The sequence below is a fragment of the Rhodoferax sp. BLA1 genome, assembly GCF_013416775.1.
Taxonomy (GTDB): Bacteria; Pseudomonadota; Gammaproteobacteria; order Burkholderiales; family Burkholderiaceae_C; genus Rhodoferax.
Genome location: NZ_SZVI01000013.1, coordinates 569,440 through 590,002 on the forward strand (window position 1 = coordinate 569,440; position 20,563 = coordinate 590,002).

Here is a 20,563-nt window from a genome sequence, read left to right on the forward strand (position 1 = left end):
AACCTCATGCGCCCATCTCAAATTCGGCGATCAGCGGCAAATGGTCTGACATGCGCCACCAGGCGCGGCCTTGGGGAGCTGCCAGGCTGATCGGTTGTAGACCCCGCGAAAACACATGGTCCAGCTGGGCCAGCGGCAAACGTGCGGGAAAGGTCGGCTGCGCTGGACCGGCCCAACACTGCAAGCCCATGCTGGCGAACGCGGCACCCAGTCGCCAGCCACCTTCGTTGAAATCCCCCGCAATCAGCAAAGGTGCGTCAGCGGGTATTTCGCGCTGCACAAAACGCTGGAGCTGGGCCACCTGGCGCACCCGACTGGCACGCACCAGACCCAGATGCACCACCAGCACGTGCAGGCTGCGGCCGTGGATCAGCAACTCCACATGCAACAGACCACGCTGTTCAAAACGGTGGTCACTCATGTCCTCATGCTGGTGGGTCACCACCGGCCAGCGCGACAGCAGCGCGTTGCCATGTTCACCATGCCGGGTGATGGCATTGGTCCGGTACACCGAGCTGTAACCCGGCGGTGCCAGAAAATCGGCCTGCCCACCGGCCGGCCAATGTTGGAAACGCTTTTCTTCACGTCGGTTGATGTGGCGCACCTCCTGCAGGCACACCACATCGGCGTCGAGCACCTGCACCGCATCGGCCAGGTTGTGGATCTCCAGGCGACGTGTGGGCCCGAGCCCCTGCACACCTTTGTGGATGTTGTAGGTCACCACACGGATGGTTTGGGGGGAATGGCTCATGACACCACCCCGCGTCTGGCCAGGCGCGGCAACATCAGACAGGCTTCGGCATTGGAGGGTGAAAAACAACGTTCAGCCGCTTGGGCATAAGGCAACCACTGGTAGTGGGTGTGTTCACCGGGGTTCAGTCGCACAGGGCTGTTGGCAGGCACTTCCAGACCAAACAGATGCTCGGTATTGAACACCACCCCTGGCGCGTAACGGTGACGCCAGCGTGGGTAAATCTCATAAACGTTCTGTAGCCCCCAGTCGTGCAAATGGGGCTGCAAAGCTGCACCCTCGCGGCAATCCAGCGCGGTTTCCTCAAACACCTCACGCCGGGCGGTCTGCTCAAAGCTCTCGTCCACATGGTCTTTGCTGCCAGTGACCGATTGCCAGAAATCAGCCACATCCGCACGTTGGATCAGCAACACATCCAGCGCCGGGGTGTAAATCACCACCAGCACGGACTCAGGAAGTTTGAACGCAGTCATGGTTTCCAAAAAACAAAAGGGCGCTCCCAGGAGCGCCCTTTGATTCTGCCTGAAGCGGCAGAGACCCGGTATCAGGCCGGTTTAACCAGATCGGCGTTGCGCAGACGAATGTGCAATTCACGCAATTGCTTTTCATCCACCAGCGACGGGGCTTGTGTCAGCAGACACTGGGCACGCTGGGTTTTCGGGAAAGCAATCACATCGCGGATCGACTCGGCACCGGTCATCATGGTGACGATGCGGTCCAGACCAAAGGCCAGACCACCGTGCGGCGGTGCGCCGTACTGCAACGCATCGAGCAAGAAGCCGAACTTGAGCTGCGCTTCTTCCGGCGTGATCTTGAGTGCATCAAACACTTTCTGCTGCACATCGGCACGGTGGATACGCACCGAGCCGCCACCCATTTCCCAGCCGTTGAGGACCATGTCGTAGCCCTTGGAGATGCATTTGCCCGGGTCGGTGACCATCAGATCCTCGTGCCCGTCCTTCGGCGCGGTGAACGGGTGGTGCACTGCCATCCAGCGGTCAGACTCGTCGTCATACTCAAACATCGGGAAGTCCACCACCCACAAGGGTGCCCAGCGGTCTTCGAACAGACCGTTGTTCTTGCCAAACGCGCTATGGCCAATCTTGATACGCAAGGCGCCGATGGCGTCATTGACGATTTTTTCCTTGTCGGCGCCAAAAAACAACAAGTCGCCGTCCTGGGCACCGGTGCGTGCCAGCACTTCGGCTATGGCTTTGTCATGCAGGTTCTTGACAATCGGGCTTTGCAGACCGTCGCGTCCCTTAGCTAGGTCGTTGACCTTGATCCAGGCCAGCCCCTTGGCTCCGTAAATCTTGACGAACTCACCGTAACTATCGATCTCGCCACGTGACAGGCCGGAACCTTCCCGAGCGCCACCGGGCACCCGCAGCGCCACCACACGGCCACCTTTCATGTTGGCGGCACCCGAGAACACCTTGAAGTCCACATCCCCCATGACATCGGTGAGTTCGGTGAATTCCAGCTTGACACGCAAATCCGGCTTGTCAGAGCCATAAAGCCGCGCTGCATCCTGGTAAGTCATCACAGGAAAGTCACCCAAGTCCACACCCAAGGTGTTCTGGAACACGGTCTTGATCATGCCCTGGAACAGGTCGCGGATGTCTTCCTCTTCCATGAACGAGGTTTCGATATCGATCTGGGTGAACTCGGGCTGGCGGTCAGCGCGCAGGTCTTCGTCACGGAAACACTTGGTGATCTGGTAATAGCGGTCAAAACCGGCCACCATCAACAACTGTTTGAACAGCTGCGGGCTTTGTGGCAGGGCAAAAAAGTGGCCGTCGTGCACCCGACTGGGCACCAGGTAGTCGCGCGCACCTTCGGGTGTGCTCTTGGTCAACATCGGGGTTTCGATGTCTACAAAACCATGGGTGTCCAGGAACTTGCGCACTTCCATCGCCACGCGGTAGCGCAGCATCAGGTTGTTCTGCATGTAGGGGCGGCGCAGGTCGAGCACACGGTGCGTCAGACGGGTGGTCTCACTGAGGTTTTCTTCGTCAAGTTGGAACGGCGGTGTGACAGAGGGGTTGAGCACCTTCAGCTCATGGCACAGCACCTCGATCTTGCCGCTTTTCAGGTTCTCATTGACGGTGCCGTCCGGGCGCGCACGCACCAAGCCTTTGACCTGGATGCAGAACTCGTTGCGCAAATCTTCGGCCACCTTGAACATCTCGGCGCGATCCGGGTCACACACCACCTGCACATAACCTTCGCGGTCACGCACATCGACAAAAATGACACCGCCATGGTCGCGCCGACGATTGACCCAACCACACAGAGTCACAGTTTGGCCCAGCAGGGCATCGGTCACCAGACCACAATAATGAGAACGCATTGCCATAAACAGCTTTCAAAAGTCACCCCAACGGGTGACAAGGTTGTCAAAAAACTAGGGGTGGGTGGTCGGCGTTGTCACGCCGGGCGCCACCGAGCCCATCGAAATCACATAGGTCAGGGCCTCATCCACACTCATCTTGAGCTCGATCACATCAGAGCGCGGCAACATCAGGAAAAAACCGCTGGTTGGATTCGGCGTGGTCGGCACATACACGCTGACAAAATCATCACCCAGGTGGCTGGCGACCTCACCGCTCGGGGAGCCGGTCTGAAACGCAATGGTCCAGCTGCCAGCACGCGGGTACTGCACCAGCAAGGCGGTGCGAAAAGCGTTGCCATTGCTGGAGAACAAGGTGTCAGACACCTTCTTGACACTGTTGTAGATCGATTTAAAAACCGGGATGCGGGTCAACAAACGCTCCCACTGCCCCAGCCACCAGCGCCCCGCCACATTCGACACCATGGCGCCGGTCAACAACAGACCGGCAAACACCAGCACCGGACCCAGGCCGGGAATATGCTTGAGCTGCTCCCAGAACGCGGTATCGGTTTCAGGCGAAATGGCCTGAAGCCCCGTCACCACCCCCTGAAAAACGCCGTCGAGCAAACCCATCAGCCACAACAGCACCCAGATGGTCACCGCCAGCGGCAACCACACCAACAAACCAGTGAGCAGGTATTTTTTAAACGACACGTTGACTTTCAGTAAGGAATCAGCTGTGGCAAGCACAACCACCGGCACAGCCCGCAGCCGGGGCCGCCGCTGTCTCGGTCGTGGCAGCAGCCGGGGTGCTGGCAGGCGCAGCTGCCGCATCACCCGCAGCTGCTGGTGCAGCCACAGCGGCGCCGCTGCCACCCTTGAAATCGGTGGCATACCAGCCCGAGCCCTTGAGCTGGAAGCCAGCGGCCGTCACTTGTTTGGAAAAGCTGGTTTTGCCGCAGTGCGGGCACTCAGTGAGCAGAGGATCAGACACTTTCTGCAACACATCCTTGGCAAACCCGCAGGAATCACATTTATAGGCATAAATCGGCATGGTGTTCAGACCTCCGGAAAAGAGTCGCAAAGCCTGTCATTATAAAGTGGCAGCCTAAAACACCCGCACCCGAACCAACACCTGCATCACCACCAAGCCCAGGATGAAACCAACACCACCATAAACCAGGGTGGACAGCAGGCGATTGGTCTTTTTCTGCTCCAGCAACAGCGCCTGCACATCCTCACCCCGGCCACGTGTGTTGGTCTGCAGGAAGTCGACCAGCAAACGCGGCAATTCGGGCAACAGCTTGGCATACAGCGGCCCCTCGTTGCGCAGTTGCTCAAACAGTTTCTTCGGCCCCACCTGGTCCAGCATCCACTTCTCAAGGAACGGTTTGGCGGTATTCCAGAGGTCCAGATCCGGGTCCAACTGGCGCCCCAGACCCTCGATATTGAGCAATGTCTTTTGCAACAACACCAGCTGCGGCTGGATCTCGACCTGGAAACGACGGGAGGTCTGGAACAGACGCATCAACAAGAAGCCCAGAGAAATCTCTTTGAGCGGCCGGTCAAAATACGGCTCACACACCGAGCGGATGGCAGACTCCAGCTCATCCACCCGGGTCGACTCGGGCACCCAGCCGGACTCGATGTGTAACTCGGCCACCCGTTTGTAATCACGCCTGAAAAATGCGGTGAAGTTCTGCGCCAGGTATTCTTTGTCGGTCTCGGTCAAGGTGCCCACAATGCCGAAGTCCAGCGAGATATACCGGCCAAAGGTGGCGGGCTCCAGGCTCACCTGGATGTTGCCCGGATGCATATCGGCATGGAAGAAGCCGTCACGAAACACCTGGGTGAAAAAGATCGTCACCCCGTCCCGCGCCAGTTTGGGAATATCCACACCCGCCGCACGCAGCCGCTCGACCTGGTTGATCGGCACACCCTTCATGCGCTCCATCACCATCACGTCGGGCATGCAGTAGTCCCAGAACATTTCCGGGATCAGCACCAGATCCAGATCAGCCATGTTACGGCGCAACTGGGCCGCGCTGGAGGCCTCACGCACCAGATCCAGCTCGTCGTGCAGGTACTTGTCGAATTCGGCCACCACCTCGCGCGGTTTGAGGCGTTTGCCATCGTCAGACAGGTTGTCCACCCAGCCGGCCATCATGCGCATCAGGTCCAGATCTTTGTCGATCACCGTCAGCATGCCCGGGCGCAGCACCTTGACCGCCACATCTCGCTGGCGACCATCGCGGTCGCGAATGACGGCAAAGTGCACCTGGGCAATCGAGGCACTGGCAATCGGCTCACGCTCGAACGAAACAAAAATGTCTTCCAGTTTTTTCTTGAAGGCCTTTTCGATGATGGCCACCGCCACGCCACTCGGGAAGGGTGGAACACGGTCCTGCAGCTTGGCCAGCTCGTCGGCGATATCGACTGGCAGCAGGTCGCGCCGGGTGGACATCACCTGACCAAACTTGACAAAAATGGGGCCCAGGCTCTCGAGCGCCTGGCGAATGCGCTGGCCACGCGGGGCGCTTAAATCGCGCCCCCAGGACAGGGTACGGGCCAGCCGCTTGAGCCAAGGGGCCTTCTGGCTGGACAACACCAGTTCATCCAAGCCGTGCCGCAACAGCACCCACAGGATAAAAACACCGCGAATAAGACGCCTCATCGGGCTGCTTGACCAGGAACGAGGGTCGATGACTTGGCTACAAATTGACGCACAGCCATCACCAGGTTCATGCCCCACTGGCACATCACACGCGCCGGTACGTCACCCAGGATACGTGCCAGATCTTCCTCGATGTCCCAGCGCACATGTTCGGTGAGCCAGTTGACCTCGGCCGCCAGTTGCACATCACCCTCGATGCGCACCGCTGGCTTGTCACCCCGCAAAACACCCTGAACCAAACTCAAGGGTGACTCGTCGGTGGCAGTCAGGACCAGATCAGCGGCTGCATGGGCTGGTGCCAGATCCAGCAAACCCGCAGGTGTCGCCTGCAACTTGAAGGAAAAATGACGCCATTGCACCAACACCACACGGCCTTTTTGGCGAACCAACCGGGCGGTGGCTTCACTTTCCTGCATCAACACATGGTTGAGCAGCAAAACAATGCGATGCTGTGCCTCGGAAACGGCCCACTCGGGGGCTTGCAGTTTGGGGAGGGGAAGGTGCGGGAGGAGACCCTCCAGCCAAGAAAAAGGGGACTGTGTTGCCATAGTCCCCGATTATTCCTGAAATTTATGAAGCAACGGTTATTGCAGCGCTTGAACCCCTGCCACCAACCAGCCGCTGGGGCCACTCTTGGACTTGGTCATGTTCCAGACTTCGCGAAACGGTGCAGGACCAGCTGATGGCTCCTCGCGGATCATGCCGGAGAACTCGACGCTGGCCATGTAGTCACCACCCAGGTCTTCGATACCCAGCAGATGCGCTTCAATCATCACCACCTCAGTCAGGTTGACCGGACCGCCGGTGTGGGCCTCACGCTCGGCCAGTTGGGCCTGGATTTCCTTGAGCATGGTGTCGGTCATCATGACACGCAGGGCGGCCACGTCGGACTTGTCCCAGGCCGCTTGCAAAGACACAAAATTGGCCTTGGCAGAACGCAAGAAACCATCCACATCAAAACCAGCAGGAATACCCCAGGACTGGGAACCCGACAGGCCAGAGCCAATGATGGAACCACTTGCGCCACCGATACCGCCTGCCTTGTTGCTGTCAAAGGCAGTGGCTGTGCGTTCCCATGGACGGGCTGACGCATCGTTGCCCACGTTTTCCGGACGGTAGCTGGCTGGTGTGGCAGTGTGACCGGATGCCCCGGCACCCTGGAACGCAAACGGAGAGGCACTCGGTGCCGCACTACGTGCTTTACGCGCACGCATCACATAACCGACCACCGCCATGATCACAAAAGCCAGCAGGGCAAACATCATGAACTGCGCCATTTCTTCACCCAAACCCAGCGAACTGGCCAACCAGGCCAAGCCCAAGCCCGCTGCCAAGCCGCCGAGCATCGCGCCCCAAGGCCGCTTGGGGGCAGCCGCTGCAGCAGCTGCGGGGTTTTTGACCGCTGAATTGGCCGCACCTTGGGTGGGCGCAGCTGCGGGCGGTGTGGCCTGGCGCTGCGTCACATTGCTGGATTGCTGTCCAAAAGACTTGCCACCCCCCAAGCGTTTGGCAGCTTCGGCCTGACCGGCAAAAAGTGCCATGCTCATTGTCAAAACCCAAAGCCACTTTTTCATAACATCTCCTGTTTTTACAAAATACGGTGCGTTGATTCGGGTCAACATTTGATCCCGACGTGTAAGGCTACCAGACCACCGGTCAGGTTGTGGTAATCCACATGCCCAAAGCCACTAGCCTTCATCAGGGTTTTGAGCTCTTCCTGGCTCGGATGCATCCGAATGGACTCGGCCAGATACTGGTAGCTGGACGCGTCACCCGCCACCCACTCACCGAGCTTGGGCAGGATGTTGAACGAATACCAGTCATAGGCTTTTTCGAGCGGCTTGGCCACCTTGGAAAATTCCAGCACCAGCAGCTTGCCACCCGGTTTGAGCACCCGGTTCATCTCGGTCAACGCCACATCCTTGTGGGTCATGTTGCGCAAGCCAAAGGCCACGCTGACCAGGTTGAAGTGGTTGTCCGGGAAAGGCAGTTTCTCGGCGTCACACACCAGCGTGGGCAGAAACACCCCTAGGTCCACCAGACGGTTGCGCCCGGTGCTAAGCATGGCTTCGTTGATGTCGGTGTGCACCACACAACCCGATTGACCGACCTTTTTGGAAAAAGCCAGCGACAGGTCGCCAGTGCCACCCGCAATGTCCAACACCTTGTCTCCTTCCTGGATGTTGGCCACCATCACGGTGTAGGCCTTCCAGGCGCGGTGCAGACCCATCGACATCAGGTCGTTCATCAGGTCGTATTTGGGTGCGACCGAGTCAAACACGCCCTTGACGTGGCTGGCTTTTTCGGTTTCGTCAACGTTCTTGAATCCAAAATGTGTGGTGCTCATGGTGTGTTCGGGTGTCGGAGTGATGAACGGCTCGGCTGGCTGGGTCTCACAAGACCCGGCGCAAGCACGAACAAACAAGGGTGCTGGGCGCGATTATCCCAGCCGAAGGCGCGGCATTTCCAAAAAAGTGTCAGCGTGCCTCGACCAGTGCCCTGACCGCGGCCAATTGCCGACGCGACACCAGCAGCGGCTCGCTGATCCGGTCCAGTCGCACCGCCCAGCCATCCCCCTCGATGGCGTCGTGATGGCGCTCCAGCGAACGCACCGCCTGGCGCGCCACCAGCGCGTTGCGGTGGATACGCACGAAACGCTCGGCATAGCGGCTCTCCAGCTCGCTCAAGGCACCTTCCAGGATGTAGCTGCGGCTGGCGGTGCGCACCGTGATGTATTTGAGTTCGGCTTTGAGGTACAACACTTCGGCGAGTGGCAGACGCTCGGTCCGGCCACGTTCCTGAATCACCAGAAAATCATGAACAAAATCAGCCTCAAGCCCTTTATTTATCTGGGTAAATCGCTCTACTTTTTGAAGTGATGCCTGCAGGCGCTCCAGACGCACCGGCTTGGTCAAGTAGTCCAGCGCGGCCAACTCGAACGCCTGCAGCGCGTGTTCGGTGTAGGCGGTGACAAACACCACGGCAGGCGGCTGTGGCAAAGCACGCAAGCGCTGCGCCAGCGCCAGGCCGTCCTCGCCCGGCATGTGGATGTCGGCCAGCACCACATCCACCACCTGCTGGCTCACACATTGCAGGGCCTGCGCCACGTTGGCCGCCTCACCCACCACCCGTGCACCGGGCGCCGTGCAATCGGCCAGCAAGCTTTTGAGCCGGGAACGGGCCAGAGCTTCGTCATCCACGATCAGCACCCTCAACACCATGTGAACACCTCCAAGCCCCTCATACCGGCACCTCGATCCTGACCTGAAACACACCGTCTTTTAAACCACACTGAAAACGCCCCTGAACATCGTGCAACAGGCTCAGGCGTTCGCGCACATTGTCCAGCGCCAAGCCATGCCCGGGTGAACTGGGCGCCGCCGTGGCGGCCACCGTGTTGCTGACCTTGATCACCACCACATCGCCACGGCGCTGGGTACTGACCCGGATGCGCGCGCCGCCGGGACTGGGCTCCACCCCATGTTTGACCGCGTTTTCAACCAGGGGCTGCAGCAGCAGTGGCGGCAAACGGGCACCGTCCGCCTGCGCATCCAAGGCCCACTCCACCTGGATGCGCTCGGCAAAACGCACCTGTTCAATCGCCAGATAACGCTGGGCCAGCGCAATCTCGTCAGCCAGCGTCACACTTTGCGCCTGCACGGTGAGTGCGTAGCGAAACAGGTCACTGAGGTCTTCCAGCAGGCGTTCGGCCTGGCGCGGCTCGGCGCGCACCAGGGCAATCGCGCTGTTGAGGGTGTTGAACAAAAAATGTGGCCGAATACGCGCCTGCAACTCCGCCAGGCGCGCGGTGGTGGCGGCCGGTGTCTTGCCTTTGGCGCGCAACACCAGCACAGCCACCAGCACCGCCGACAACAAGGCCCCGCTGCAGGCGCTGGCCCACCAGGGGGCGCTCTCCAGCAGCCCCATGAACCACAACAGACCACAGCCATACAGCCCCGCCAGCGCACCCAGCAGCACACCGGCCAGCTGCTGCAAAGCAGGCCTCAGACGCGCCAGCAGCTTTTTAAGACTGCAGGCCAGCAGCAACCAGACCAGGGTGGCTGGCAAGGCGGCACCTGTGACCAGGGACAGCCGCGTGAGCCACTGCAAGGCATCGGCCGCACCAAACATGACCACCACCGCCACCGCCGTCTCCACAAACAGGACCGCACGCAAGACCACGCCCACCCGGCAGGCGTCAAACACCAGGCGGTCGGGTGCTGACGGCAGCTTGGGAGCGGTCTGCAAGGAGGTCTCCTGGAAGACCGATAAAATTTGAGAATCTTTCATTGACCAGCGGGTTGCGGCGGACAGGTTGCTTGCGCCGCCCATTATTGATGATTCCCGGTCACAAGCTCCCGCCTAAACTTCCCGCTTACTCACCCTTGACACACCATGAGCCAAAACCAATTTGACAAAAAGTCCCAGGCCTGGTCGGCCCTGTTTTCTGAACCCATGAGTGACCTGGTCAAGCGTTACACCTCCAGCGTGTTTTTTGACAAACGCCTGTGGCAGGCCGACATCGCAGGCAGCCTGGCGCATGCCGACATGTTGGCCGCCCAAGGCATCATCAGCACCAAAGACCTGGCCGCCATCGAGCAGGGCATGGCCCAAATCACTTCTGAGATCGCATCCGGTGCCTTTGAATGGAAACTCGACCTCGAAGACGTGCACCTGAACATCGAGGCGCGCCTGACCCAACTCGTGGGTGATGCTGGCAAACGCTTGCACACCGGCCGCAGCCGCAACGACCAGGTGGCCACCGATGTGCGCCTGTGGTTGCGTGGTGAGATGGACCTGATTTCTGAGCTGCTGACCGAGCTGCAAAAAGCCCTGCTGGCGGTGGCAGAACAACATGTGGAGGTGATCCTGCCCGGCTTCACCCATCTGCAGGTGGCGCAGCCAGTGAGTTTTGGCCACCACATGCTGGCTTATGTGGAGATGTTCAGCCGCGATGCCGAACGTTTGGCCGAGGTGCGCCGCCGTGTCAACCGCCTGCCGCTGGGCGCTGCCGCCCTGGCCGGCACCAGCTACCCGCTAGACCGTGAGCGTGTGGCCAAAACCCTGCAAATGGTCGACGAACAAGGCCGCCCCCAGGTCTGCCAAAACAGCCTGGATGCGGTGAGCGACCGTGACTTTGCGATTGAATTCACAGCAGCCGCCTCCTTGTGCATGGTGCACATCAGCCGTTTGAGTGAAGAACTGGTGCTGTGGATGAGCCAGAACTTCGGCTTCATCAAAATTGCCGACCGTTTCACCACCGGCAGCTCCATCATGCCGCAGAAGAAAAACCCCGACGTGCCCGAACTGGCGCGTGGCAAAACCGGCCGCGTGGTTGGCCACCTGATGGGCCTGATCACCCTCATGAAAGGCCAGCCGCTGGCCTACAACAAAGACAACCAGGAAGACAAGGAGCCGCTGTTTGACACGGTGGACACGCTCAAGGACACGCTGCGCATCTTTGCCGAAATGATCGGCGGCCAGCTCAACCCGGCGACCGGTAAAAAAGAAGGTGGTATCACCGTCAATGCCCAGGCCATGGAACAGGCCGCGCTGAAGGGTTATGCCACCGCCACCGATCTGGCCGACTACCTGGTCAAAAAAGGCCTGCCGTTTCGCGACGCCCATGAAACCGTGGCCCACGCTGTCAAAGCAGCGGTCAGCCACCAGGTGGACCTGTCCGAGCTGCCACTGGCAGTGTTGCAGGAGTTCAACCCCCACATTGGCAAAGACGTGTTTGATGTGTTGTCGCTGCGCGGCTCACTCAATGCCCGCCAAGTCTTGGGGGGCACCGCACCGGTGCAGGTGCGAGCCCAGATCGCACGCCATCAGCAACGCCTGGCCTAAGCAGCCGGGTCACCCGAACAACCGCAGCCACCAGGCTGCGGTCTAATGCGTCCCAGAGCGCGGCTTGCGCCCTCCCCTGACCTACATCGAGCTCTTGAATGACTGATACCCCCGACAACACCCCTCCCAAACCTTACAACTGGACGCTGCAACGCTGGCGACTGGCCACGATTGCCTGTGTGATCCTGCTGGCGGTGGCTGCCGCCACCATGGCCAGCATGATGGAGCAGTTCAAGGCCCAGGTCAGCCATTTGCAAACCAAGCTCAAGACCACGCAGCAGATCAAATACGTGTCGGTCTTGCTCGATGACAAACAACAGCCCGCGATGCTGCTGAGCTTTGACCTGCAGGATGCCTACCTTCAGGTGCAGCGCCTCAATGACGTCAAAGAAGGCCAAGAGGACAGCATGCAACTGTGGGCACTCGACAGCGAGGGGCGCCCCCTGTCTCTGGGTGTCTTGCCCACCAAGTTAAAAACCGCGCAGGTCCCAGTCAGCGACAAAATCCTGTCGCAGGCGGTGGGCCTGGCGATCAGTGTCGAGAACAAAGGTGGCGTTGAAGCGGGCCGGATGCCACGTCTGCCCTACCTGTACACCGGAGCCCTGGTACAAAAGGCGTTGTAAATCGCTTGGGCTAGGATGAGTGATCACTCTAAGGACTCCCAGTGAACCTCATCAAACTCCTGGCAGCAGGCAGCCTGCTGGCCACATCTGTTTTCAGCCACGCGTTCCAGGTGGTCAGCTTCTCACCACAAGGTGAAGTGGCGCGCATCAACCAGGTGGTGGTGAAGTTTGATGCTGCGGTTGTCAACTTCGGCGATCCCAAATCCAGCGCGCCGCTGGATCTGCGTTGCAGCGATGCCAGGGCCAGCCAAGGCACGGGGCGCTGGCTCAGTGACCGGCAGTGGGTTTTCGACCTGGCTGCTGATCTACCGCCGGGCGTGAGCTGCACCGCTCAGCTCAAAAAAGAACTCAAATCGGCCTCTGGCCAATTTATCACAAGGGCTGATAGCTACAACTTTAATAGTGGTGGTCCGTTTGTACGCAGCATCCAGCCAAACCCCAACTCGCGCATCGATGAAGAACAATTTTTCATCCTGCAGCTCAGCGGCCCGGCCACGCTGGCCAGTCTGCAGGCCAACATGTGGTGCAGCGCCGATGGTGTCGGTGAACGCTTGGCGGTGCGGCTGATCAGCGGCAAAGACCGCGAGGCCTTGCTGGCCTCCCAAGGTTTGACGGAGCAAGCGGCCAGCCAGCCTTTGAGCTTTGTCACGCTGGCCTGCAACCGGCGCCTGACACCGGGTGCAAAAGTCACGCTGGTGTATGGCAAGGGGGTGGCCAGCCCAGCTGCCACCGGCGTTGCCAAGGGCATTCTCAATTCAGTGGAGTCGCGCTTCGTCTTCCAGGTGCGTGAGCCGTTTGCCGCCAACCTGACGTGTGAGCGTGAAAACGCACAGTCGGCTTGCCTGCCGATACGCCCGCTGCGCCTGAGCTTCAATGCGCCGGTGGCGCGCAAGCTGCTCGAAGGCATCCGCCTGACATCGGCCAAAGACACATTCAAACCCAGTTTTGATGAGCAAGAAGGTGACGACGACAGCGTGGTCAGCAGCATCAGCTTCAAACCCATGCTGCCGGAGCTGACCGCGTTCTCACTGGTGTTGCCCAACGGCTTTCAAGACGCATCGGGTCGTACCCTGCGTCATGCCGACGGCTTCCCGCTCAAGGTGGCCACCGGGCCCATGCCACCGCTTGCCAAGTTTGCCGCCGCGCCTTTTGGCATTTTGGAACGCTTCGCCGAGCCAGATGGCCTGGCCATGCTGCCGATCACATTGCGCCGCGTGGAAGCCAACCTGTCGGTCAAGGCGGTAAGCCCGGGTAGCCCGCCGAGCACTGGCAAAGTCAGCGACCTCAACCCCACATCCGACGCAGACATCATTGCCTGGTTCAGAAAAGTGCAGCGCTACGACGATTACAACGTGTCGCGCAAGCAGGCCAAAAAGGACATTCACACGCCGCTGCCTCAGCTACCAGGTGATCCAAAAAAAAATAGCGAGGTGCAGACCCGCATGGTGTCCTTGCTGCAAGGGCACGCTGGCGTCAAGACACTGGACTTCCCCAAACCGACCAACAACGACCCACGTCCGTTTGAGGTGGTGGGTATTCCCTTGAGCCCCGGCTTCCATGTGGTGGAAGTCGCGTCACCCAAGCTGGGTGAGTCCCTGTTGGACGAACGTTATGGTGCCAAGCGCACCATGTATGTACGTACCTCGGCGCTGGTGACCAACCTGGGTGTGCACTTCAAACTAGGCCGCGAAAACGCCCTGGCCTGGGTCACCACGCTGGACAAAGGCACACCCGTGGCCAACGCTCGGGTGGTGGTGTCTGACTGCCACGGCCGTGAAGTGGCCATAGCCACCAGCAATGCACAAGGCATTGCCAGCTTCACCGACATCAGCCCGCGCGCGCCGGTGTGCAGCGGTGACGAGGGCTACAACAATGCCTACTTTGTCAGCGCCCGCGCCCAACAAGCCGGTGTGCTGGACATGGCCTTCACCTGGAGTGACTGGAACAAAGGCATCGAACCCTGGCGCTTCAACCTGCCCACCAGCTCTGAAGCTCAGCCTGATGAGCGTGCACACACCATTTTTGACCGCAGCTTGTTGCGCGCTGGCGAAACCGTGTCGATGAAACACCTGCTGCGCAGCGAAACGTCTGAAGGCTTTGGCCTGGCCAACAACCAGCCCGACACCCTGGTGATCACCCATGTGGGCAGCGGCCAGCAGTACAGCCAGCCGCTGGTCTGGCGCAAAACCGCCACCGGCGGCCAGAGCGCCGAGAGCACGTTTGCGATACCGCCAGCGGCCAAACTGGGGGTGTATGAGGTGGTTTTGCGCGGTGGCGACCATCACCAAAGCTTTGACAGCGGCCAGTTCCGTGTCGAGGAGTTCCGCCTGCCGGTGCTGGAGGGCCGCATCACCTCCAGCGACAAAAAGCCCTTGGTCAATGCCAAGCTAGTGCCAGTGGACGTGCAGGTGAATTACGTCTCGGGTGGCGGCGCCAGCAAGCTGCCGATGCGTGTGTCGGCCCTGGTGCGCAGCAAAGCGGTGAGTTTCAGCGACTTTGAAGGCTTCAGCTTCGCACCGCCACAAGGCAACACCACGGCCAGCCGCGACGAGGAAGAAGCCAACACCGGCCAGGATGCCAAGGTGATCGCCGACAAACTGCCACTGATCCTGGACAAAAACGGCGCAGGCAAACTCAGCATCGACCCGGTGCCCAGCAGCCGCCAGCCACAAGACCTGCTGCTGGAAGCCAGCTACGCCGACCCCAATGGCGAGGTGCAAACCCTGCGCAGCACCCAGACACTGTGGCCAGCCAACGTGGTGGCCGGCATCAAGACCGAGGGCTGGGTGTCCAGCAGCCAGAGGATCAAGTTCCAGGCGCTGGCACTCGACCTGGGCGGCAAACCCCAGGCCGACGTGGCGCTGGAGGTCAAAGCGATTGCCCGCATCACCACCACCAGCCGCAAACGCATGGTCGGCGGCTTCTACACCTATGACAACCAGACCCGCCTGAAAGACCTGGGCAGCGTCTGCAGCGGCAAAAGTGATGCACGCGGTCTGTTGTTATGTGACACCAGTCTGAACGAAGCCGGTGAGGTGGAATTGGTTGTCACCGCTAAAGACAGCGCTGGCAACAGCATCCAGGCCGCCGCCAGCGTTTATGTCACCAAACAAGGTGAGTTGTGGTTTGGTGGCGAAAACACCGACCGCATCGACTTGCTGCCTGAAAAAAAGAGCTACCAGCCCGGCGACACCGCCAAGTTTCAGGTGCGTATGCCGTTCCGGTTTGCCACTGCGCTGGTCGCGGTGGAACGCGAAGGCATCCTGCAAACCGAGGTGGTGACCTTGAACGGCCAGGACCCGACGGTGGAACTCAAGATCAAGGACAGCTGGGGCCCCAATGTGTATGTGAGTGTGCTGGCACTGCGTGGGCGCCTGCGCGAGGTGCCGTGGTACAGCTTCTTCACCTGGGGTTACAAGGCACCAGGCGAGTGGTGGACATCCTTTTGGTATGAAGGCCGCGAATACGTCGCCCCGACCGCGCTGGTCGATTTGAGCAAACCGGCCTTCCGCCTGGGCGTGGCTGAGATCCGTGTTGGCACCCAAGCACACCAACTGGCAGTCAGCGTCAAGACCGACAAAGACAGCTACGCGGTACGCAGTCAGGCCAAAGTGACGATCAACGTCAAGTTGCCCAACGGCCAGCCCGCTGCCAACGCCGAAGTCGCGCTGGCCGCCGTCGACCAAGCCCTGCTGGAGCTGATGCCCAACACCAGTTGGAACCTGCTCGACGCGATGCTGCAGCGCCGCAGCTGGGGTGTGGAAACGTCGACGGCACAGATGGAAATCATTGGCCGACGCCACTATGGCCGCAAAGCCGTGCCAGCGGGTGGTGGTGGCGGACACAGCGGCACACGTGAACTGCTGGATACCTTGTTGCTGTGGAACCCAAGTGTCAAGCTCGATGCCAAGGGCAGCGCCACGGTGACCGTGCCCCTCAACGACGCGCTGACCAGCTTCAAAATTGTTGCCGTGGCCGATGCGAGCACCGGTCTGTTTGGCACCGGCAGCACCAGCATCCGCGCCACACAAGACTTACAAATCATCAGTGGCCTGCCACCGCTGGTGCGTGAAGACGACGTCTACCGCGCCCAGATCACGCTGCGCAACACCACCAAGCAGGCCATGAAGGTGCAGGTGACACCACGCGCCACTCTCCTGAATTTAGAGCAACAAACCCTTGACATACCAGGGCTAGAAGCCCGTGAGGCCATATGGACCGTGAAAGCCCCGGCACAACTGGCGCAAACCCGATCTGAGGCCATCCTGTGGGAGATCGAGGCCAAGGACACCCTCAGCGGCGCACGTGATGCCCTCAAGGCCAGCCAGCGCATCATCCCGGCCGTGCCGCTCACGGTGCAGCAGGCCAAGCTGGTGCAGATCGACAAAACCTTCGCGCTGGATGTGGCGCCACCCGCCGACGCCTTGCCTGGGCGCGGTGGTCTGAAGATGTCGCTGCAACCCAAGCTGGCCGAGGGGCTACCCGGTGTGAAAGACTGGTTTGCCAACTACCCGTTTACCTGCCTGGAGCAAAAAACCAGCAAAGCGATTGGCCTGCGCGACGGCAAACTGTGGCAAACCGTGCTGGCGCAGTTGCCCAGCTATCTGGACCGCGACGGCCTGGCCAGCTACTTCCCGCCGCGTGATAGCGAGGCCGATCACGGCAGCGACACCCTCACCGCCTACCTGCTGGCCGCCACCCAGGAGGCCGCCGACATCGACCCCGCATTTGCCTTGAGCGACGATGCACGTGCCCCGATGGAACGTGGTCTGATCAATTTTGTGGAGGGCAAGATCCAGCGCAACTTCTGGAGCCCAAGAACAGGCAAAGGTGGAGACCTGGACGTGCGCAAACTCGCGGCCATTGAGGCGCTGTCGCGCTACGGCAAAGCCCAGGCACGTTGGCTTGGCAGCATCACCATCGCACCCAATCAGTGGCCGACCCACGCGGTGATCGACTGGCTGAATATTTTGAAACGGGTGCCAGACGTACCTGACCACGACAAACGCTTGGAAGAGGCCAACCAGATCCTGCGCGCGCGCATCAGCTACCAGGGCACCAAAATGGTCTTCAGCACCGAACGTGACGACTACTGGTGGTGGCTGATGCAAAACGGCGACGTCAATACCGCCCGCCTGATGCTGGCAGTGATGAACGACCCCGCTTGGCAAGACGACATGGGCCGCCTGGCCAACGGTTTTATTGCCCGCCAGCAAAACGGCGCCTGGCACACCACCACTGCCAACCTGTGGGGTGGGCTGGCACTTGAGAAATTCAGCGCCAAGTTTGAGGCCGTGCCGGTGACGGGCAGCACCAAGGCTTCGATGAGCACAGGTGTGGCCAGCGTGGACTGGAACAAGGTCGAACGCATCAAAACCACCGACGCATCAGGTGCAGCGCACCAGACCACCTGGTTTGGCGCACCGGCGGCCCCTGGCAACCTGAAGAACAACAGCATGTTTCTGCCCTGGAGCAAGACGGCCGAGAAGGACACCTTGAGCGTCACCCACCAAGGCACCGGTAAACCCTGGCTGACACTGCAGTCGGTCGCAGCGATCCAGCTCAAGAAGCCGTTTTTTGCCGGTTACCAGATCAAAAAAACTATTCAACCGGTTGAGCAGGCCAACAAGAGTCTGCCCGCTGGCAGCTACACCCGCGGTGACGTGTTGCGCATCACACTGGAAGTGACCGCCAGCGCCGACATGAGCTGGGCCGTGATCACCGACCCGGTGCCCGGCGGCGCGACCATTCTGGGCAGCGGTCTGGGCCGCGACAGCGAAATTGCCACGCAGGGCGAAAAGAGCGAAGGCGACGGCTGGCCCGCGTTTGAAGAACGCAGCTTCGAATCCTTCCGCAGCTACTACCAGTTTCTGCCCAAGGGCACGGTCAAGATGGCCTACACCCTCCGCCTGAACAACGTCGGCGAGTTCTCGCTGCCGCCCTCGCGCGTCGAAGCGATGTACGCGCCCGAGATGTTTGGCGAGGTGCCGAATGCGCGGGTGAAGGTGGAGGCCGTCCAATGACTGGCCGTGAGAGGGCCAGACGTGCCACGCTCAGACGCTGGGCCAGCCGTGCATCTGCATCTTTTTTGATAGCTGGCTGTACTTTTTCTGCCTGGGCTAGCACTAGTTTTAACGATGTCAAAGCAGCCTGGAAGCCGTCTGACACGCAGATCCTTGACCGCCATGGTCAACTGCTGCAGCGTGTGCGCACAGACGCGAGCGTGCGCCGTGGTCAATGGCTAGCGCTGGCTGACATCTCGCCGGCCATGCGCAGCGCGCTGGTGCTGTCAGAAGACAAACGTTTTTATGAACACAGCGGTGTGGACTGGCAAGCCGTGTCGGCCGCCGCCTGGGCCAATCTGTGGAACACCAAAACACGCGGTGCCTCCACCCTCACCATGCAGCTCGCGGGTTTGCTGGACGATGACCTCAAGCGCGGTTCTGGCGGGCGCAGTGTGCTTCAGAAAGTGCATCAAACCGTGTCCGCCCAGTGGCTGGAGCGGCGTTGGCGCAAAGACCAAATTCTGGAGGCCTATCTGAATCTGGTGCCGCTCAAGGGTGAGTTGGTGGGTATCGACGCCCTGAGCCAGACCTTGTTTGGCAAAGCCGCGCACGGTTTGGATGAGCGTGAGGCCGCCGTGGCAACCGCGCTGGTGCGTGCGCCCAATGCCGCCCCTAAGCTGGTGGCGCAACGCGCTTGTGGGGTATTAAAAGCTTTGCACAACCGCAATGCACCCGCCTCTTGCGACGCACTGGAGATGTTCACCACGGGCGCCCTGCAACGACGCGACTATGGCGCCAGCGAAGGTGTTGCGCCGCACGCTGCACGCCAGGTGCTGCGCGACGCCGTGGGCCAAGCCGCACCGACCCGCATCACCACCAGCTTGTCTGCCCCGCTGCAACGTTTTGCCGTGCAAACGCTACAACAACATTTGCGCGAACTTGTCAGCCGCCATGTGGAGGACGGCGCGTTAGTGGTGCTGGACAACGCCACCGGCCAGGTGCTGGCCTGGGTGGGCTCGTCGGGCGAGTTAAGCAACGCCGCCGAGGTTGATGGTGTCACCGCGCTGCGCCAGCCCGGCAGCACCCTCAAACCGTTTTTGTACGCGCAAGCCATGGCCGAGCGGCGCATCACTGCGGCCACCCTGCTGGAAGACTCGGCCGCCCAAATCCAGACCACCAGCGGGCTCTACATTCCGCAAAACTACGACCACCAGTTCAAAGGTTGGGTGTCAGCACGCACCGCGCTGGGTGCGTCGCTGAACGTGCCCGCCGTGCGCACGCTGGTCATGGTGTCGCCCGACGCCTTTCACAAACAGCTGGTCGGGCTTGGCCTGCCTTTGAAGGAAAGTGGCGACTACTACGGCTACAGCCTGGCGCTCGGCAGTGCCGAGGTGTCGCTGCTGGCACTGAGCAACGCCTACCGTGCGCTGGCTAATGGCGGGCGCACCAGTGCAACGACTCTAATGCTGGGCGCAAAACCGACCATGCGCGCGGCGCTGGACCCACGCGCTGCCTTCATCGTGGGCGACATCTTGAGCGACCCAATGGCACGCGCGCGCACGTTTGGCGCCGACAGCATCCTGGCCACGCGCTTCTGGAGTGCCGTCAAAACAGGCACCAGCAAAGACATGCGCGACAACTGGGCACTGGGTTATTCACAACACTACACGGTGGGCGTGTGGGTGGGCAACGCCAGCGGCGCACCGATGTGGGATGTGAGCGGCACCAGCGGCGCGGCGCCCATCTGGGCTGCGGTGATGCATTACCTGCACCAAAGCCAGCCCAGCCACGCGCCCAGACCACCGGCGGGTGTGGTGCAAGTGCCGGTGCAGTTTGCAGAACCCAATGCCAACCCCCACAACACTTTGCCGCTGGAGGCAAAGCGGTCGGAGTGGTTTATTCAAGGCACACAACAAACCCACTTCGCTATTGATAACGAAGCTACTAACCCATATAAAACATGGGCTAAAAGCCAAAAAGGCTTGAAATCTGCCGACCACCCCGGCGCCCGCATCACCACCCCCACCAACGGCACCATCGTCGCGCTGGACCCTGATATTCCACCCAGCCACCAACGCATCACTTTCAAGGCCACGGGTAGCGGGGGACGCTGGCTGGTGGATGGCAAGGTGTTCGCCACCGGCACCTCTGCGCAGTGGCTGCCTTGGCCCGGTAGACACGTGGTGCAGATCACAGATGCCAGGGGTTGCGTTCTTGACAACATCCAGCTGGAGGTGCGCGGCGCGGGTGTGGTGAATACACCCGATACCCGCACCAAGCCGCGACCTCGGGCCGCAGCCCGTGCGTGCGTGTTTTGATGAAACGGGC

15 protein-coding genes are annotated in these 20,563 nt (G+C 60.5%); 4 read left to right on the plus strand and 11 right to left on the minus strand.

Annotated features, from left to right (window positions below; all coding sequences use genetic code 11):
* Positions 1-4: 4 nt before the first annotated feature.
* The 11 genes from FDG13_RS18105 to FDG13_RS18155 all read right to left on the minus strand — a co-directional run bounded on the left by FDG13_RS18105 (position 5) and on the right by FDG13_RS18155 (position 10,050).
* Positions 5-751, minus strand: a complete 747-nt coding sequence (locus FDG13_RS18105) for an endonuclease/exonuclease/phosphatase family protein (RefSeq protein ID WP_180131673.1) — start codon at positions 749-751, stop codon at positions 5-7.
* Positions 748-1,224, minus strand: a complete 477-nt coding sequence (nudB, locus tag FDG13_RS18110; protein WP_180131676.1) for a dihydroneopterin triphosphate diphosphatase — start codon at positions 1,222-1,224, stop codon at positions 748-750. Before nudB ends, FDG13_RS18105 begins: the two co-directional genes overlap by 4 nt.
* Positions 1,225-1,295: 71 nt before the next feature.
* Positions 1,296-3,110 carry an aspartate--tRNA ligase gene (aspS, locus tag FDG13_RS18115; protein ID WP_180131678.1) on the minus strand — a complete coding sequence of 605 codons (1,815 nt, stop codon included), beginning with the start codon at positions 3,108-3,110 and terminating at the stop codon, positions 1,296-1,298.
* A 48-nt stretch (positions 3,111-3,158) separates the two neighbouring features.
* Complete coding sequence (locus FDG13_RS18120) at positions 3,159-3,800, minus strand: DUF502 domain-containing protein (protein ID WP_370528252.1); 642 nt, start codon at positions 3,798-3,800, stop codon at positions 3,159-3,161.
* Between the two features lie 19 nt (positions 3,801-3,819).
* Positions 3,820-4,140, minus strand: coding sequence for an FmdB family zinc ribbon protein (locus FDG13_RS18125; RefSeq protein ID WP_180131684.1), 321 nt, complete (start codon positions 4,138-4,140; stop codon positions 3,820-3,822).
* A gap of 54 nt (positions 4,141-4,194) precedes the next feature.
* Positions 4,195-5,760: a ubiquinone biosynthesis regulatory protein kinase UbiB gene (ubiB, locus tag FDG13_RS18130; RefSeq protein ID WP_180131689.1), complete on the minus strand. Its 1,566-nt coding sequence runs from the start codon at positions 5,758-5,760 to the stop codon at positions 4,195-4,197.
* On the minus strand, positions 5,757-6,308 hold the full coding sequence (locus FDG13_RS18135; RefSeq protein ID WP_180131692.1) for a hypothetical protein: 552 nt from the start codon (positions 6,306-6,308) through the stop codon (positions 5,757-5,759). Before FDG13_RS18135 ends, ubiB begins: the two co-directional genes overlap by 4 nt.
* A 36-nt stretch (positions 6,309-6,344) precedes the next feature.
* A complete protein-coding gene (locus FDG13_RS18140) occupies positions 6,345-7,334 on the minus strand; it encodes a Tim44 domain-containing protein (protein WP_180131695.1) in 990 nt (329 codons plus the stop codon).
* A gap of 41 nt (positions 7,335-7,375) precedes the next feature.
* The gene (gene ubiE / locus FDG13_RS18145) at positions 7,376-8,107 is read right to left on the minus strand and encodes a bifunctional demethylmenaquinone methyltransferase/2-methoxy-6-polyprenyl-1,4-benzoquinol methylase UbiE (protein ID WP_078363729.1); all 732 of its coding nucleotides are present in this window, start codon (positions 8,105-8,107) and stop codon (positions 7,376-7,378) included.
* A 130-nt stretch (positions 8,108-8,237) separates the two neighbouring features.
* Positions 8,238-8,981, minus strand: coding sequence for a LytTR family DNA-binding domain-containing protein (locus FDG13_RS18150; RefSeq protein WP_180131698.1), 744 nt, complete (start codon positions 8,979-8,981; stop codon positions 8,238-8,240).
* A 19-nt stretch (positions 8,982-9,000) separates the two neighbouring features.
* A complete protein-coding gene (locus FDG13_RS18155; protein ID WP_180131701.1) occupies positions 9,001-10,050 on the minus strand; it encodes a histidine kinase in 1,050 nt (349 codons plus the stop codon).
* Positions 10,051-10,155: 105 nt separating this feature from the next.
* On the opposite strand from FDG13_RS18155, the gene argH reads away from it, so the two are divergent.
* From argH to pbpC, 4 genes are all read left to right on the plus strand, one after another.
* Complete coding sequence (gene argH / locus FDG13_RS18160) at positions 10,156-11,607, plus strand: argininosuccinate lyase (protein WP_180131704.1); 1,452 nt, start codon at positions 10,156-10,158, stop codon at positions 11,605-11,607.
* A 98-nt stretch (positions 11,608-11,705) separates the two neighbouring features.
* Complete coding sequence (locus FDG13_RS18165) at positions 11,706-12,230, plus strand: anti-sigma factor (RefSeq protein WP_180131707.1); 525 nt, start codon at positions 11,706-11,708, stop codon at positions 12,228-12,230.
* A gap of 41 nt (positions 12,231-12,271) precedes the next feature.
* Positions 12,272-18,253 carry an MG2 domain-containing protein gene (locus FDG13_RS18170; RefSeq protein ID WP_180131711.1) on the plus strand — a complete coding sequence of 1,994 codons (5,982 nt, stop codon included), beginning with the start codon at positions 12,272-12,274 and terminating at the stop codon, positions 18,251-18,253.
* Positions 18,250-20,553 (plus strand): penicillin-binding protein 1C, encoded by a 2,304-nt coding sequence (gene pbpC / locus FDG13_RS18175; RefSeq protein ID WP_180131714.1) that lies wholly within the window; start codon positions 18,250-18,252, stop codon positions 20,551-20,553. Before FDG13_RS18170 ends, pbpC begins: the two co-directional genes overlap by 4 nt.
* Positions 20,554-20,563: the final 10 nt, after the last annotated feature.